The sequence below is a fragment of the Clostridium nigeriense genome (genome assembly GCF_050585265.1).
Taxonomy (GTDB): Bacteria; Bacillota; Clostridia; order Clostridiales; family Clostridiaceae; genus Clostridium; species Clostridium nigeriense_B.
In genome coordinates this window covers 1-14,274 of record NZ_JBNOOE010000025.1, presented here as the reverse complement: position 1 = coordinate 14,274, position 14,274 = coordinate 1, and the positions used below count along the sequence as shown (strand labels likewise).

General features: G+C 29.6%; 31 protein-coding genes. 28 read left to right on the top strand and 3 right to left on the bottom strand.

Annotated elements, in window-relative coordinates; translation table 11 throughout:
- Window positions 1-6: 6 nt before the first annotated feature.
- Window positions 7-1,506 (bottom strand): recombinase family protein, encoded by a 1,500-nt coding sequence (locus tag ACQPVP_RS15910; RefSeq protein WP_430851604.1) that lies wholly within the window; start codon window positions 1,504-1,506, stop codon window positions 7-9.
- Window positions 1,507-1,517: 11 nt separating this feature from the next.
- The gene (locus ACQPVP_RS15905) at window positions 1,518-1,883 is read right to left on the bottom strand and encodes a helix-turn-helix transcriptional regulator (RefSeq protein WP_430841169.1); all 366 of its coding nucleotides are present in this window, start codon (window positions 1,881-1,883) and stop codon (window positions 1,518-1,520) included.
- A gap of 206 nt (window positions 1,884-2,089) precedes the next feature.
- Between ACQPVP_RS15905 and ACQPVP_RS15900 the strand changes: the two genes are divergently transcribed.
- The 4 genes from ACQPVP_RS15900 (at window position 2,090) to ACQPVP_RS15885 (ending at window position 3,876) form a co-directional block, all read left to right on the top strand.
- Entirely contained in the window at window positions 2,090-2,296 is a 207-nt protein-coding gene (locus ACQPVP_RS15900) for a helix-turn-helix transcriptional regulator (RefSeq protein ID WP_430851602.1), read from the top strand.
- A 108-nt stretch (window positions 2,297-2,404) separates the two neighbouring features.
- On the top strand, window positions 2,405-2,530 hold the full coding sequence (locus ACQPVP_RS15895) for a hypothetical protein (protein WP_430851600.1): 126 nt from the start codon (window positions 2,405-2,407) through the stop codon (window positions 2,528-2,530).
- An 81-nt stretch (window positions 2,531-2,611) separates the two neighbouring features.
- Window positions 2,612-3,430, top strand: a complete 819-nt coding sequence (locus ACQPVP_RS15890; protein ID WP_430851598.1) for an ORF6N domain-containing protein — start codon at window positions 2,612-2,614, stop codon at window positions 3,428-3,430.
- Window positions 3,431-3,447: 17 nt separating this feature from the next.
- Window positions 3,448-3,876 carry a hypothetical protein gene (locus ACQPVP_RS15885; RefSeq protein WP_430851596.1) on the top strand — a complete coding sequence of 143 codons (429 nt, stop codon included), beginning with the start codon at window positions 3,448-3,450 and terminating at the stop codon, window positions 3,874-3,876.
- Here the strand turns inward: ACQPVP_RS15885 and ACQPVP_RS15880 are convergent.
- Window positions 3,848-4,063: a hypothetical protein gene (locus ACQPVP_RS15880; protein ID WP_430851594.1), complete on the bottom strand. Its 216-nt coding sequence runs from the start codon at window positions 4,061-4,063 to the stop codon at window positions 3,848-3,850. The genes ACQPVP_RS15885 and ACQPVP_RS15880 overlap by 29 nt on opposite strands.
- 66 nt (window positions 4,064-4,129) lie before the next feature.
- On the opposite strand from ACQPVP_RS15880, the gene ACQPVP_RS15875 reads away from it, so the two are divergent.
- The 24 genes from ACQPVP_RS15875 (at window position 4,130) to ACQPVP_RS15760 (ending at window position 13,967) form a co-directional block, all read left to right on the top strand.
- Entirely contained in the window at window positions 4,130-4,276 is a 147-nt protein-coding gene (locus ACQPVP_RS15875; protein WP_430851592.1) for a hypothetical protein, read from the top strand.
- Window positions 4,264-4,422, top strand: a complete 159-nt coding sequence (locus tag ACQPVP_RS15870; protein ID WP_430851590.1) for a hypothetical protein — start codon at window positions 4,264-4,266, stop codon at window positions 4,420-4,422. Before ACQPVP_RS15875 ends, ACQPVP_RS15870 begins: the two co-directional genes overlap by 13 nt.
- A gap of 5 nt (window positions 4,423-4,427) precedes the next feature.
- Window positions 4,428-4,709, top strand: a complete 282-nt coding sequence (locus ACQPVP_RS15865) for a hypothetical protein (protein WP_430851588.1) — start codon at window positions 4,428-4,430, stop codon at window positions 4,707-4,709.
- A 12-nt stretch (window positions 4,710-4,721) separates the two neighbouring features.
- Window positions 4,722-4,955: a hypothetical protein gene (locus tag ACQPVP_RS15860; RefSeq protein WP_430851586.1), complete on the top strand. Its 234-nt coding sequence runs from the start codon at window positions 4,722-4,724 to the stop codon at window positions 4,953-4,955.
- 12 nt (window positions 4,956-4,967) lie between these two features.
- Window positions 4,968-5,477 carry a host-nuclease inhibitor Gam family protein gene (locus ACQPVP_RS15855; protein WP_430851584.1) on the top strand — a complete coding sequence of 170 codons (510 nt, stop codon included), beginning with the start codon at window positions 4,968-4,970 and terminating at the stop codon, window positions 5,475-5,477.
- A gap of 2 nt (window positions 5,478-5,479) precedes the next feature.
- A complete protein-coding gene (locus ACQPVP_RS15850; protein WP_430851582.1) occupies window positions 5,480-5,647 on the top strand; it encodes a hypothetical protein in 168 nt (55 codons plus the stop codon).
- Window positions 5,648-5,657: 10 nt separating this feature from the next.
- The gene (locus ACQPVP_RS15845; protein WP_430851580.1) at window positions 5,658-6,281 is read left to right on the top strand and encodes an ERF family protein; all 624 of its coding nucleotides are present in this window, start codon (window positions 5,658-5,660) and stop codon (window positions 6,279-6,281) included.
- Window positions 6,281-7,147 carry a phage replisome organizer N-terminal domain-containing protein gene (locus ACQPVP_RS15840; protein ID WP_430851578.1) on the top strand — a complete coding sequence of 289 codons (867 nt, stop codon included), beginning with the start codon at window positions 6,281-6,283 and terminating at the stop codon, window positions 7,145-7,147. The genes ACQPVP_RS15845 and ACQPVP_RS15840 overlap by 1 nt, the downstream gene beginning before the upstream one ends.
- Window positions 7,101-7,640, top strand: a complete 540-nt coding sequence (locus ACQPVP_RS15835; RefSeq protein ID WP_430851576.1) for a replicative helicase loader/inhibitor — start codon at window positions 7,101-7,103, stop codon at window positions 7,638-7,640. The genes ACQPVP_RS15840 and ACQPVP_RS15835 overlap by 47 nt, the downstream gene beginning before the upstream one ends.
- A gap of 18 nt (window positions 7,641-7,658) precedes the next feature.
- Window positions 7,659-8,159: a hypothetical protein gene (locus ACQPVP_RS15830; protein WP_430851574.1), complete on the top strand. Its 501-nt coding sequence runs from the start codon at window positions 7,659-7,661 to the stop codon at window positions 8,157-8,159.
- Complete coding sequence (locus ACQPVP_RS15825) at window positions 8,152-8,535, top strand: hypothetical protein (protein WP_430851572.1); 384 nt, start codon at window positions 8,152-8,154, stop codon at window positions 8,533-8,535. The genes ACQPVP_RS15830 and ACQPVP_RS15825 overlap by 8 nt, the downstream gene beginning before the upstream one ends.
- A 9-nt stretch (window positions 8,536-8,544) precedes the next feature.
- On the top strand, window positions 8,545-8,919 hold the full coding sequence (locus ACQPVP_RS15820) for a YopX family protein (RefSeq protein WP_430851570.1): 375 nt from the start codon (window positions 8,545-8,547) through the stop codon (window positions 8,917-8,919).
- Entirely contained in the window at window positions 8,920-9,225 is a 306-nt protein-coding gene (locus ACQPVP_RS15815; RefSeq protein WP_430851568.1) for a hypothetical protein, read from the top strand.
- Window position 9,226: 1 nt separating this feature from the next.
- Complete coding sequence (locus tag ACQPVP_RS15810) at window positions 9,227-9,475, top strand: hypothetical protein (protein WP_430851566.1); 249 nt, start codon at window positions 9,227-9,229, stop codon at window positions 9,473-9,475.
- Between the two features lie 263 nt (window positions 9,476-9,738).
- Window positions 9,739-10,242, top strand: coding sequence for a hypothetical protein (locus ACQPVP_RS15805; protein WP_430851564.1), 504 nt, complete (start codon window positions 9,739-9,741; stop codon window positions 10,240-10,242).
- A complete protein-coding gene (locus tag ACQPVP_RS15800) occupies window positions 10,232-10,414 on the top strand; it encodes a DUF6877 family protein (protein ID WP_430851562.1) in 183 nt (60 codons plus the stop codon). The genes ACQPVP_RS15805 and ACQPVP_RS15800 overlap by 11 nt, the downstream gene beginning before the upstream one ends.
- The gene (locus tag ACQPVP_RS15795; RefSeq protein ID WP_430851637.1) at window positions 10,411-10,800 is read left to right on the top strand and encodes a single-stranded DNA-binding protein; all 390 of its coding nucleotides are present in this window, start codon (window positions 10,411-10,413) and stop codon (window positions 10,798-10,800) included. Before ACQPVP_RS15800 ends, ACQPVP_RS15795 begins: the two co-directional genes overlap by 4 nt.
- 12 nt (window positions 10,801-10,812) lie before the next feature.
- Window positions 10,813-11,625: a DNA-methyltransferase gene (locus ACQPVP_RS15790; RefSeq protein WP_430851560.1), complete on the top strand. Its 813-nt coding sequence runs from the start codon at window positions 10,813-10,815 to the stop codon at window positions 11,623-11,625.
- A complete protein-coding gene (locus ACQPVP_RS15785; RefSeq protein ID WP_430851558.1) occupies window positions 11,622-12,125 on the top strand; it encodes a hypothetical protein in 504 nt (167 codons plus the stop codon). Before ACQPVP_RS15790 ends, ACQPVP_RS15785 begins: the two co-directional genes overlap by 4 nt.
- Window positions 12,126-12,272: 147 nt before the next feature.
- Complete coding sequence (locus ACQPVP_RS15780; RefSeq protein ID WP_430851556.1) at window positions 12,273-12,455, top strand: hypothetical protein; 183 nt, start codon at window positions 12,273-12,275, stop codon at window positions 12,453-12,455.
- Window positions 12,456-12,517: 62 nt separating this feature from the next.
- On the top strand, window positions 12,518-12,823 hold the full coding sequence (locus ACQPVP_RS15775) for a hypothetical protein (RefSeq protein ID WP_430851554.1): 306 nt from the start codon (window positions 12,518-12,520) through the stop codon (window positions 12,821-12,823).
- A 31-nt stretch (window positions 12,824-12,854) separates the two neighbouring features.
- Window positions 12,855-13,025, top strand: a complete 171-nt coding sequence (locus ACQPVP_RS15770; protein WP_430851552.1) for a hypothetical protein — start codon at window positions 12,855-12,857, stop codon at window positions 13,023-13,025.
- A 2-nt stretch (window positions 13,026-13,027) separates the two neighbouring features.
- Window positions 13,028-13,456: a hypothetical protein gene (locus ACQPVP_RS15765; RefSeq protein ID WP_430851550.1), complete on the top strand. Its 429-nt coding sequence runs from the start codon at window positions 13,028-13,030 to the stop codon at window positions 13,454-13,456.
- Window positions 13,449-13,967, top strand: a complete 519-nt coding sequence (locus tag ACQPVP_RS15760; RefSeq protein ID WP_430851548.1) for a transcriptional regulator — start codon at window positions 13,449-13,451, stop codon at window positions 13,965-13,967. The genes ACQPVP_RS15765 and ACQPVP_RS15760 overlap by 8 nt, the downstream gene beginning before the upstream one ends.
- Window positions 13,968-14,274: the final 307 nt, after the last annotated feature.

Below are 14,274 nucleotides of genomic sequence, written 5' to 3'. Positions count from 1 at the left end.
ATCATGTTATACATAAATTTTAGGAAATAGATTTATTTCAAAGTCATCATTTTTTTGCTCTTTATTTTTCTTATATTCTACTTTATATAAGACGCTTTTTAATAATTTATTTTTTACTTCAATACTAGAGAATTCATAAGCATCTATAACATCTTTTATTTCTTTTGCTGATATTTCTTTCTTTTTCTTTTTTTCAATTTTCTCTTGCAATAAAGATAATTGAGATGCTGTACTATCTATTCTGTTAGAAACATTATTAGATCTTTCTATAAAAGTTTTTTCATCATACATACCTTGTTCAAATAAATCAAAAATATTATTCTTTTGCTTTTTCAATGTATTTAATTCTTTGGTTAATAGTTCAATTTGCTTTTTATAAATTTCAGTATCATCAGTAATATCTTTCTTCTTTATAACGAGTTCCATTTGATTTAAATAATCAGATAAACCTTCTAAAATTGCTTTTTCTACATAATCAAATCGGCTTGATTTACAACCACATTTTTTAGTGCACATTATATGAGGGGCTTTATTACCGTATTTTCTTAATATCATTTTACTACCGCACATACCACAAATAACAACGCCAGCTAAAGGGTTGGCCATGCCATTTACAATCTGATATGGTACATGATATTTTTCTTCAAGCATTTTTTGAACTGTGAAAAAAGTATTTTCATCTATTATAGCTGGGTGCTTACCATCTACTACAATCCATTCAGATTTATCTCTAGTTCTTGTATCTCTTATTTTCCCAGGAGTTATTGATTTTTTTTGTTCCTTCTTTCTCCAAGTAATTTTCCCTATATAAACTAAATTTTTCAATATAAATAAAACTGCTGTTCTCTCAAATTCTTTTCCAGTAGCCGATTTATACCCTAAACTATTAAGCTCTTGAGCAATCATTCCTGTTCCGTATCCTTCTGTATATCTTTTGAATATTAATTTAACTACATCTGCATAATCATTAGGTTTTAAGGTTCTTATTCTGCCTACTTTTTCTATATCGTAACCTAAAGGTGGGTTAGTACCTAAATAATTACCATCTTCGACAGAACGTTGTCTACCACCTTGCATACGTCTAGTAATCATTTTTAATTCTTTTCTACTCATGAAAGCTTCAAACTCGCTATATTCTTCATCAAAATCGTTATTTAAATCATATGTTTTTTGTGGTGTTATTATTTTGGTATTACTTTCTTTAAATGTTTTCAAAATTATGCCTTGGTCCTGCATATCGCCGCGCCCTAATCTTTGCATATCCATAACAAGAACACCTTCATATTTTTTACTTTCGACTTCATTTAGAAGCTCAATCATTTTAGGCCTATGGAATAAACTCTCTCCAGAGATTATTTCTTCTTTTATCTCTGTGACATCATACTTTCTTTCTTTAGCTATTTTTAGCAAAGCTTTTCTATGCTTTGCTAAAGTTTCGCCTTGGCCTACTGTTTTTTCCAACTCTTCATCTGCTCTTGATTTTCTTAAATAAATAGCAACCTTCATATAAAAACTCCTTATTTTAATTTCCTTTGAATTTCTAATATTACTGCTTTTTTTATTATATCCCATACTTCGTCAGTTAAATTTTCATTAGTTATTAATCTTTCTTCAATCATCTTATCCAATACAAGATCTACAGAGTTTGGTGCTTCAAATTCTTCTATACCATCCATCCAATAATCTATAGATTTACCACTATGTTCTGCTAATTTTAACAATACCTTTTTAGAAGGAAGTCTTTTCCCAGATTCTAAATTACCTATATTACCTTTACTTATTCCTAATTCCAATGCTAGTTGAACCTGTCCAACCTTTTCTCCTCTACTTAAAGAAAGGTTATTCCTATATTCTTTAAGCTTGTTTGCAAATATGTTACTCATTAATTTCACCTCATATATATAATACATTAAAAATTCTCACATTTCAAGAGAATTTAATATTATTTTCTTTCATAATGTGAGAAATTTCGAGGAACTTAAAGAAAATTTTAGCAATAAAGAGTTAATTTTATTGTACAAGCTTAAATCAAATTTTCTTTTTCTCACAAATTGTGAGAGAATAAAACCAAGCCAAGGAGGTGAGTTAATTGAACTTAAGAAATCTTAGAAACGAAAGAGGATTGAGAAGAAATTTTGTTGCAGATACAGTTGGGATATGTGGCAAACATCTAAACGATATTGAGGGTGGAAGAGTTAATCTTACACAGAAGGTAGCAGAAAAGCTTGCAGAGTTGTACCAACTTGATGTTGGAGAAATTTTTGAAATGTATAAGGAGGGACAAAACTATGAATAATTCAAAAATCTTAGCAGAGCAAAAAAAACTTTTAGCTGAAATAGAAATGCTAGCAAAAAAGAAGAATAGTGTAAAAGCATAATTCATAGAAAATATAGAGGTGATATTATGCCTACGATACTAATTACAAAGCCAAATATAACAGAAGAAGAAAATAGAAGGAGAAAGGAAATCTTCTTTGATATTTTATCAGATATAGCTTATCAAGACGAAGATGAAGATGAAGAAGATTAATAATTAACTTATGAAGAATAGGCTGAGAAGCCTTAAAGAAATTTAGTAAACATAATTAACTTTATGAAGAGGAGGACAAGCATGAGTAAATTAATACCAATGGAATTTAAAAATCAAAGAATAATGACAACTAAGGTTTTAGCAGAAGAATTTGGAGCTAGTGAGAAAAATATAAATGATAATTTTTCAAATAATAAAGATAGATTTAAAGAAGGGAAGCATTATATTAAGTTAGATGGACAAGCTTTAAAAGATTTTAAAAATAGCTTACCCGATAATATCGGTGAACCTTTAAAATTTGCACCAAAACTTATCTTATGGACAGATAGAGGAGCAGCACGACACGCTAAGATTTTAGATACAGATGAAGCGTGGGAAGTTTATGAAGAATTAGAAGAAAGTTATTTTAATCCTAATAAAGGACAAGCATTTAATACTTCTGAATTATCTCCAGAACTTCAAATGTTTAATAAGATGTTTCAAGCATTAGCTAATAATGAGTTAGAGCAAAAGAGATTAAATAAAAAGTTAAAAGAGGTAGAAGAAGAAACGGGAGAATTAAAAGAAGAGATACAAGGAATTAGAGAAGCAGTAACATTAGAGCCTAACCAATGGAGAAAAGATACTGCAACATTAATTAATAAGATAGCAAATAAGCTAGGTGGATTTGAGCATATAAAACCTATTAGAGATGAAGCTTATTCATTATTAAATAATACTTATGGAGTAGATATAAACAGAAGGTTACTTAATAAGAAGAAGAATATGGCTCTTGAAGGTTGTAGTAAATCTAAAATAGATAAAGTTAATTACTTAGATGTTATAGCAGAAGATAAGAAGTTAATAAATGGCTATATAAATATAGTTGGTAGACTAGCAGTTAAGTATGGAATTAAATAATTAGGAGGTAATTTAATATGTCAAAGATGATAAAAACAACAGATACAGATGTAAAGGTAGATACTACAAAAATATTAGTAGTAGAAATAGGAACATTAAGTTTTGAGTTAGACGAAAGATTCCCTTGGATAGATGTTTATTTAGTAGGTGGTGAATCTAAAGAGTTCGTAACACAGATAGATGAAGAAAATATGCCCGCAATTGTAGAGCATGAAGAGTTAATAAGATATTGCTTAAATTGGTATTTTAACAATGTAGAGATAATAGCTAGTGAGGAATTAGAAAGAACTGCTCAAGAAGTACCGGTTCAAGAGCAGTATAAGTTTATAAGTAAATGCCCTATATGTTCATATCAAAATGAATTGATAACTAGCAAATGTGTAAATCCTAGTTTTTGTATGAATTGTGGCGTGAAAACTACTTATCAAAGTATCCCTTTGCTTTAAAAGTAGATTCAGAACCACATTCTGGACAAAACTTAGCATTATAAGGAATTGGGATATATTCACCATTATTGAAGCTACACATATCATTCGTACAATAGTTTGTTAAGGAAGCACCACATTCCTGACAAAAGTTTGGTTCTTCAATATGATCTGAAAATCCACAACAGTGGCATTTTATATTAGACATAAATTTCACCCCCTTTCCGACAATATTTTACCATAAAAAGGGGGATATATCAAAAGGAGGTAAAGCATGACAACACAAGAATTATTAGAAATGGCAATAGCGTGCTATGGATTAGATGACATAATTACAAAGATGTTAAGTATTAAAAGAGATAAAGAAATAGAAATAGAGCAAAGACTTATATATGAGAGGTACAAGCAATGTATAGCCTAATACAAGTTTACTTAATAATATTCTTTTTATTCTTATATGTGGCAATTGCAGCGATACCAGCAGCGTTGGTAATGGCTGCAATAACTTATAAAACTAAAGATAAAGCTTATTTTAGAAAGAAGATAGATAAGCTTATAAAGGGGTGAGATAAGTGATTGAATATGATAGTCAAGGCAGAATGAAATATAATGCAGAGCTTCATGATAGACAAGGCTTACCTTGGGAAGAAAATGAAATGGAATATCTTATCAAATGGTATGACATTATTGGAATGGAGGAAATGAGTTTAGCACTTGGCAGGACAGAAAATACAGTTGCTAGCAAAGTTCAAAGATTGCGTAAAGAAGGCAAAATGCCAAAGGCTAATGTTAAGAAATATACTATTAAAATTTTAAAAGAAGAAGTAAATGGAAAGGTAATTCTAGCTTACTAGAAAGGAGAGAAGATGAGTAATAGAGAACTTGAGATTGCTAAAGAAATAGAAGAAATTGCTTTAGCACATAATATATCAACATTGGAATTGATAGAACAATATAAAAAAGCTCATAACTCCACCGACCAAAGTAAGAGTTATGAACTAAACAAAACAATCAATGACATTATACCACCAGGAACAGATATAGACAATGACCAGATTTATATAAAAGAAACTGGGGAAGTATTAAAAGATTTAAATTAGGAGGAATTAAGAATGGAAAATACATTATTACAAAACACTTTAGTAGAGGAAAGAGAAGGATTTAAGATAGAAAATTTAGAAGGTGCTACATGGGCATTTAGAAAGCTTAGAGCAATAGAAAATAAAGAAGTAGAAATAAAGGCTATAGCAGAAGAAGAGATAAACAGAGTTAACGCCTGGAAGGAAAAAGAATTAGAGCAATACGCTAAAGATAAAGAATATTTCAATTACTTACTAGAAGAATACTACAGAGAAGAAAAGGCTAAAGATAAGAAGTTTAAACTATCTACACCATATGGAAAAGTTACAGCTAGAAAATCTAAAAAGTGGATCTATGAAGATGAAGAGAACTTATTAGAATATCTAAAAGGAAATGAGCCAAGCTGCATAAGAGTTAAAGAAGAAATTAATAAGACAGAAGTTAAGAAGTTATTTAAAGACGGAGTTAATGCAGAAACAGGAGAGATACTTCCATTTGTAAAAATAGAGGAAGAAGAAAATATATCTGTAAAGGTGGAGTAGTAATGCATGAACACTATGAGATATATGGATTAGTTATAACACTTAAAAATAAATTAGAAAATGGAATATGGGAAGTTGAATATGCAGAGCCTTACGGAGAAGGTTATAAGAGTAAAACCGGATATATAAGTGAGGATTTAATTAAGTATCTTCCAGAGTTTCCATTCTAGGAGGTAGAATATGAATTTATATCAAAAATTAGTTGAGATAAGAAAAGATGTAATTAACTTTTCTAAAGATACAGAAAGCTTTGGTTATAAGTATGTAAGTGGTAGCCAAGCTATTGCAAAAATAAGAGAGAAAATGGATGACTTAGGAGTTCTATTAGTACCAGAAGTTAAAAATACTATATCAAGTACTTATGACTATATAAATGCTAAAGGAAAAGAGTGTACTGACCATATAGTAAGTGGAGAAATGTCTTACAAGTGGATTAATTCAGATAATCCGGAAGAAACATTAATAGTTCCATGGCAGTTATATGGTGCACAAGATGATATATCAAAAGCATTTGGAAGTGGGCTTACTTATTCTGAAAGATATTTTATATTAAAGTTTTTTCAAGCTCCAACAGATGTAGATGATCCGGATAGCAGAGATACATCTAATAGGGGGAAAGGTAATAAAAAGGGATTAAGTGAAGCACAGGTTAAGCGAGGTTATGCTTTAGGATTTAAGGCTGGATATGATAAGGCTAATGTAGATAAGCAAATACTAAGTAAATTCAATAAGAAAATACAGGATTTAACCAAGGAGGAATATGAAATAGTTTGTAATGGCTATGAGAAAAGAGGAGGCAAGTAATGTCAGAAGTTAAATGGATAAAGATAGTAACAGATGTATTTGATGATGAAAAGATGTTATTAATAGAAAGCCTTCCAAGTGCAGATAGCATAATAGTAATTTGGTTTAAACTTCTATGTTTAGCTGGAAAGAATAATAATTCTGGTGTGTTTATGTTAAATGAAAGAATTGCTTATACTGATGAAATGTTAGCAACTATTTTTAGAAGAGATGTAAATACAGTAAGATTAGCTTTAAAAACTTTTGAAATGTATGGAATGATAGAAGTTATAAATGATGTAATAACTATTCCTAACTGGAGTAAACATCAGACTTTAGACCAATTAGAGGAAAGAAAAGAATATATGAAGGACTATATGAAAAAGTATAGAGCAAAGCAAAAAGCATTAAGTGAAAGTAAACCTAACGGTAAAGTTAACAGTAAAGTTAATGTTAACTCCCTAGAAGAAGAAAGAGAAGAAGAAAAAGAAGGAGATAAAGATAAGAATATAAAAAAAGAAAAAAAGAAATCTGAATTTGACCTTATCATAGAAACTTATACAGATGATTTGCAGTTAAGGAATACAATATATGAGTTTATTAAAATGAGGAAAGCTATTAAAGCCCCAATGACTAGTAATGCACTTAACTTGATGTTGAAAAAGCTAGATAAACTAGCACATAATGATGTTTTTGGTGATGAAAGAATAGCTATATTAGAACAAAGCATAATGAACTCATGGAAGGGGATATTTGAATTAAAAGAAACAAGCAGTTCAAATAAAAAAAGTAACTTTGGTGATAGCATGAGAAAGCTATATGAGGAGGCTGTTATAGAAGATGAAGAAAACGGAACTTGTGCAAATAATGACAATACTTGGTTCTAATTATCAAAGTATAGGAAAACAATTAGAAGATGAAGATAAAAGAAAAATAGTTTTAAGAACGTGGTTTGAGTGTTTAGAGGATTTAGATTTTAATTTAGTATTAGCAGCAGTTAAGAAGAATATAATAAGTTCTTCTTATCCTCCTACAATACATGATATTAGAAAAGCAGCATTAGATCTTATAACTCCAGAAGAGGAAAAGAAATCAGCAATAGATTATTGGAGTGAAGCTTTTAAGATGATTAAAAATGGTACTTATATGACAGAAGAAGAATTTGAAAAGCATAGTCCGGTTGTTAAAAGATTCTTTGGTAATGTAGCTCAAGTAAAAGAATTAGCTATGACAGATTATCAAACAGTATCAACAGTAACTAAAGGTCAATTTTTAAAGCAAATAGAAGTGATACAAGCTAGAGAAAAAGAAAATAACTTACTTCCGGATAGTATTAAGCAAGTAATGCTAGGAATAACAAATAATAAATTATTAGAGTAAAGTTAGGAGGATTATTTAATGAAAGTTAGATGTATTGATGAACGAGGTGTATCAAATTCATTAACACTAGGTAAAGAATATGAAGTTTTTGAAGAAGGTAATACCTACTACCGATTAAAAGTAAATGATAGAGGAAGAACCTATCATTATTATGCGAAACATAGATTTGAAGAAGTTAAGGAGGAAAATAAAATGGAAAAATCATTTAGAGAAGTAATAGCAGATATAAAACCAGGAGAAGTTTGGAAATTAAACCAATTTGAAATTAAGTGTCACAAAACAACTGGAACAATAGTTATAAGAAGTACAGCAACTGGTAAAGTTTTTGGTTTTGAAAAGAAAGATAGATTTAAACTTCAAAGAAAAGAATACACATTTGCAGAAGCCTTTAAAGCATATGAAGAAGGTAAGGGGATAGAAAGCTGCAAAGGAATATATTATAAAAAGGACTATGAAACAGAATATGATGAATCAATATCAATGGATGAAATTAGAGGTAAGTGGTATATAAATGACTAGAGAAATACATTTTTGTAGAGAATGTTATTCCAGCTATGGAGTGGAGCTTCATCACGTTGTATTTAAGTCAGAAAATAAAAACTTAGAAAAGTGTAAATTGAATTTTGCTTATCTATGCCAAGAACATCATAGAGGAACTTATGGAGTACATGGAAGTAAAGGAGCAGCACTTAATAGAAAACTTAAACTAGAGTTTCAAAATAAGCTAGAAGAATTATGGGACAAGCAGTATTTAACTAAAGAAGAAATAAAAAAAGTTCTACAGATTAACGATAAGGCACTAAATAGGCTTTTAAAGAGGTTAAGTTTACAGAAGGATAAATATATCAAGGAAGATGTAGTAAGAGCCTGTATGGGTGGGAAATTAATTATATAGAGGTGTAATATGAGAGAAATTAAATTTAGAGTTTGGGATATTTTAAATAAAAGGATACTGAATTATGGAGAAATAATGACATTACCAATGTGGGAAGTATTACCTGGTACACCAGAACAAAGAGCATTTAATGTAATGCAATATACAGGACTTAAAGATAAGAATGGAAAAGAAATATATGAGGGAGATATATTACAGTTTTATAATGATGTAGATTATATTGTTAAGCCTGGGTATACAGAGGTAATTTTTGAAGATGGAGCATTTGCTTGTAAGCACTTTAAATACGGTATTGAGTGTTTAGTTAATATGGATGTAGTTGATATGGATATAACAGTAGCAGGCAATATATATGAAAATCCAGAATTGTTAGAAGGTAATTAAATGGAAGAGTTAAAGAATCAATATCCAGAGGATTGTATTATCTTAGCGAATATAATCAAAAGAAAAAATAACCTAGCTGAAAATGATATAGCAGGAGCATTTAGATTAATGCAAGATAGCTTACAAGCTTATTTTAGATGGAGCGTAATAAGGTGCGAGATAAGAAGTAATCTAAGGCGTGGAGAAAGAGCAGAGTTAAAAGATCTGCTAGAAAATATAGTTAAGTATTTAGATGAAGTACACAGAGATTCTAGGGTTATATATAAGCAAGGTAAAGAAGATCTAAGAAGCAATAAGGAGGATTAAAATGGCTAAAGAAAGATTATGCACTAATTGTACTTATAACAATAATGGTTGGTGTAATAAAAGAAAAACTAACAAAGGATTAAAAGATTTAAGTAATTGTGAATATAGAAAAACAAACAATCTAGCAAAACTTCAAAGCTATTATGAACAAAAGAAATGGGAATATGAAAATATAGATAATGAACATAATATTTTTAATCAAGGGAGTTTAATAGGGTTAGAAATAGCAATTAAAATTATGAGTGAATAAGGTTAATTCTTTCTATGAAAAAGAAGTGTTGTAAAAATTGTAGAAGAATAGAGTTTTGGGATTGGTATTTATGTAGATATAGCAAAGATAAAAAATTATTTATACAAGACATTGAAGATACAAAATGCAAATACTACAAGAGATACATTAACAAAAATTATTAATCTAACAATGTTTAAATAGGGAGAATAGGAGTAAATCCAACAATAGTTATATGCTCCTATTCTCAAATAAGAATCAATTGATAAGAAAGTGGTGATTAAGTGATTTTAGCAATAGATCCAGGGAATATAGAAAGTGGAATAGTATTACTAGATAATAATTTAAAGCCTATAGAATATGGTAAATGGAATAATGAAAATGTTAGACAGGAGTTAAGAAGAAATATTTTTAAGTATGGTTATTCACTGCATATAGCTATAGAAATGATTGCTAGTTACGGAATGGCAGTTGGGCAATCTGTTTTTGAAACTTGTATATGGATAGGCAGATTCAAAGAAATGGCAGAACAATACAATATTAACGTAACTTATATCTACAGAAAAGATGAAAAGATGAATTTATGTAACAGTATGAAAGCTAAAGATAGCAATATAGTACAAGCTTTAATAGATAGATTTGCTCCTAATACACCTAACAAAGGAAAGGGAACTAAGAAAGAACCAGGTTGGTTTTATGGATTTAAGAAAGACATATGGCAAGCATATGCAGTAGGAGTAACTTACTATGATATGTATTTAAAGGGAGATGGAGTTAATGATGATTAATACAATGGAAGATTTACTTAAAGCTAGATTACCAGCAGAAGTTATTAGAGATATAGAGAAGAGAATAACTGATTGGTTGGCAACTGGGGGAAGTGAAGATGATCCATATATAAAACAACAATTTAGATATGCAGAAAATTTCTTAAGAATGACAAGGGGGAATGACTTATAAATAAGGTAGTTTTAATAGGTAGATTAACAAAGGATCCAGACTTAAATTTTGCAGCAGGAACAGGTACGGCAGTATGTAGATTTAGTTTAGCAGTAACAAGACCTTTCAAGAAAGATGAAACAGATTTTATAAACTGTATAGCCTTTGGTAAAACAGGAGAAACAATAGCACAATATCTTACTAAGGGTAGACAAGTAGCAATAGCAGGAAGAATACAAACAGGTAGTTATGATGCTAAAGATGGAACAAAGAGATATACAACAGATGTTGTTGTAGATTCCTTTGAATTTATAGGAAGTAGTAATAATCAAGGTGGACAATCTAACAATATGGGATTTGAGGAAGATATGCAACAAGTAGATTATGATGATGAATGTCCTTTCTAGGAGGTAATAAATATGAGGATAAAAACAGAATTATATAATGATAATTTTCAAAATTATAAGAGATATAACATTCCTAAAGCACAGTTAGTAATAGCAGATATACCTTACAACATAGGTAAAAACGCTTATGGAAGTAATCCAGAGTGGTATATAGGGGGAGATAGGAAGAATGGAGAGAGTAAAAAGGCGGGAAAAACATTTTTTAATACAGATGAAAATTTTAATATAGCTGAATATTTTCATTTCTGTAATAGACTTCTTAAGAAGGAGCCTAAAGAAAGAGGACACGCACCTTGCATGATAGTATTTTGCGCCTTCGAACAAATAGAAACAGTTAAAGCTTATGCTGAAAAATATGGATTTAAACATAATATACCTTTAATTTTTTGTAAGAATTATTCAGCTCAAGTGTTAAAAGCAAATATGAGGATATGTGGAGCTACTGAATATGCATTAGTTTTATATAGAGATAAGCTGCCTAAATTCAATAATGATGGAAAGATGATTTTCAATTGGTTTGAATGGAAAAGGGACAGTAAAAAGGAATATCCCAAGATACATCCGACTCAAAAACCAGTGAATGTATTGAAAAGATTAATAGAAATATTCACAGATGAAGGGGATGTAGTAATAGATCCATGTGCAGGTAGTGCAACAACATTAAGAGCTTGTAATGAACTGAATAGACATAGTTATGGATTTGAGATTTCTAAGAAGTTTTACAATGAAGCTATTGAGAAAATGTTAGGTGAAAATAATAAAAAAAGTTTTATAGGAAGAACAGAGCTAGAAGGTCAATGTTCTTTATTTCAGGAGGCTTTATGAAAAAGATAGATGAAATATATAAATATTTAAATAGGAATTCGAGTAGAGAAAAGAATCAATTATTAAAAAATATTGCTAAGAAATTTGAATTAAGTGATGAAGATGCAGATAAATATTATAACAGTTGGAAGAAGGAATATATGAAACCTAGTAATATAAGTACCAGGAAAGAAGATGCAAAAAAGATAGCTAAAGAAGTAGCAAGACAAATAGAGAAAGAGTTAGAAAAAGAGGATCATATTGCTGAGGTTGGACAAATGATAGAAGAAAGCAAGGAAGAAGTTAAGGAGGAAAAGAAAATGGTTAAAGAAAATGGATTAGAAATAATAGAGAAGAAAGTAGTAAAGACAGTAAAAGCTAAAGGAAATAACGGCACATATGAAGGGGAAACAGGTGTAGGAGTAGCTTTAGAGAATGAAGGATATAAGATTGCATTTAGAAGTGTAGATGAATTAGAAGCCTTTTGCAATGAATTTAAAAAGGTGTTCGGAGAGATATAAAATAGGGAAAAATGTAAAGGAGCAGAGGTATGAGAATATTGGTTATATGGTTAATAGCAGCATTAATTTATTGGTGGTTTGTATATAGAGCTACTAAAGGGGATAAAGAATAATTTGAAATTATTGCGAATCAAGTAAGGAGGATTTATGGTAGTAGTTTATTGTTTAGAATGTGGTTCGGAAGATGTTAAATTAGATGGTGCTGAAAAGTATTTGATATGTGGCAAATGTGGAGATAGACAGTATATAAGAGATTTAGAAATTGGATTAGAGGAAGTAGATAAATCAAAATTAAATATGCTTAAAAATGGATTGTTAAGTGCTACTTAGTAATTCGTAATTCAAAATCAACACGTATATTGAAAGTATTGTGAAGAAAGGTAGTGAAAAGAATGGTAAAAAATTGTGATAATTGCTATTGGAGAAGTTATAAAAATAGTTGGTGTATATATGATGAAAATAAACCTGTTAAAAATGTGTGTGAGAAACATAGCTTTATATGTGTAAATTGTGATAATGATATGGCAGATTACAAATTTAAAGGAGAATATGTATGTACTAATTGTTTATTAAAAGAGTTTGAAGTAGAAGAAAGCACTACAACTCATTATTATTTACAAGGTGAATATATCGGATCTGATGATGATATGGATGAAGTTATATTAAACTTAGACGATGGTATTGAAGGATTGGATTAATGCATAATTCAAAAATAAAGAGGTGAAATGGATGATAGTAGTAACGTATAAAGAAATAGATAGAGATGGAGTAGTACATCTACCACAACAAGGAAAAGAACAAGCTAAGAAGCAAGCAAATGAATTATATAAACAAGGATACTTAAATGTAAAAGTAGTAGAGATAGAAGAAAAGGTATTGTATATACCAGGAGGGAATTAGGAATGGAGTTTATAACAGTAGAACAATTTAAAGAGCAACCTATAGAAGTACAGAAAGTGTTTTTAGAATGGTGGAAGCCACAATCAGCAGACTTGTTTAAATATAAGCTTTTATTTAATGTTGTAGATTGCTTATGTGGAGAAACTATTAGTCCATTTAATGAAAATTATGTAGTATTTAAAAAGGATTGTATTCCACTATTTACAGAAGGACAACTAAGAAAGTTCATAGAGGATGAAACAAATGGAGTTGTTAAAAATACACAATGGCATATAGAAGATGATGAAGTTTCTAAAAGAGGATATTCAATATATTTATTAAGAAAGAATGAATACCATGTAGCACATCATTATATAAATTTAGGAGAAGATTTACTTCAAGCGTATTGGAAAGTAGCTTGTATGATAGCAAAGGAGGAAGTAGATGGATAAAGAGCTATTTAGAAAGACAGAAGGAAAGTTATATAGATATTATGAAAGCAAGAAGAAAATATATAGCATAAAAGAAGATATAGCAAGGCTAGAAAGAGAAATAAAAACAATAGAGTATGATATTAGACATTCAAATGTAACTATAGATTATTATCAAAACGGAATTGGAATACAGGAAAGAGTTCAATCATCATCAACAGGTACAAGCTACGCAGAAAATGAGATGTGTAAGCAAATAGAGAGATTAGAGAAAGAGCATGTAGAAAAGACTAAAAAGGTATTAAAGAATAGATCTAAGATAAGAGATATGGAAAGATATATAGATTATATAGATAGAAACATAAGAATGTTACAAGAAGAAGATAAGAGATTCTTAGAGCTTAAGTATGGAGATAAAAAGAATATATTACAAATATCAATGAGATTAAACATAGCACAAGCAACAGCATATAGGAAAAGAGAGGAATTGGTTGAAGCAGTAGCAGAATATGAAAATACTTTCTTAGTTTGATAAAAAAATGATAAAAAGTTGATAAAATAAATAATTTAAACTGATTTATAATAGTATTACGACATGGTATAGGTAACCATTATTTTAAAACTCATAAGTTCTCAATACCCTTTTATACCAAAAGCACTTAGCAGAAATGTTAGGTGTTTTTTATTTTAATAAAAAGTGAGGTGATGAATATGGGTAAGGTAAAGAAAAGACAATATGTATTTCTAAGCAATTGGATAGGACAAGATCTAAAGTGTGCTTGTTTATTCCATAATCCTTTATGTGAGAATCATAAGAAGTGTGAAGAGATAGAACTTAC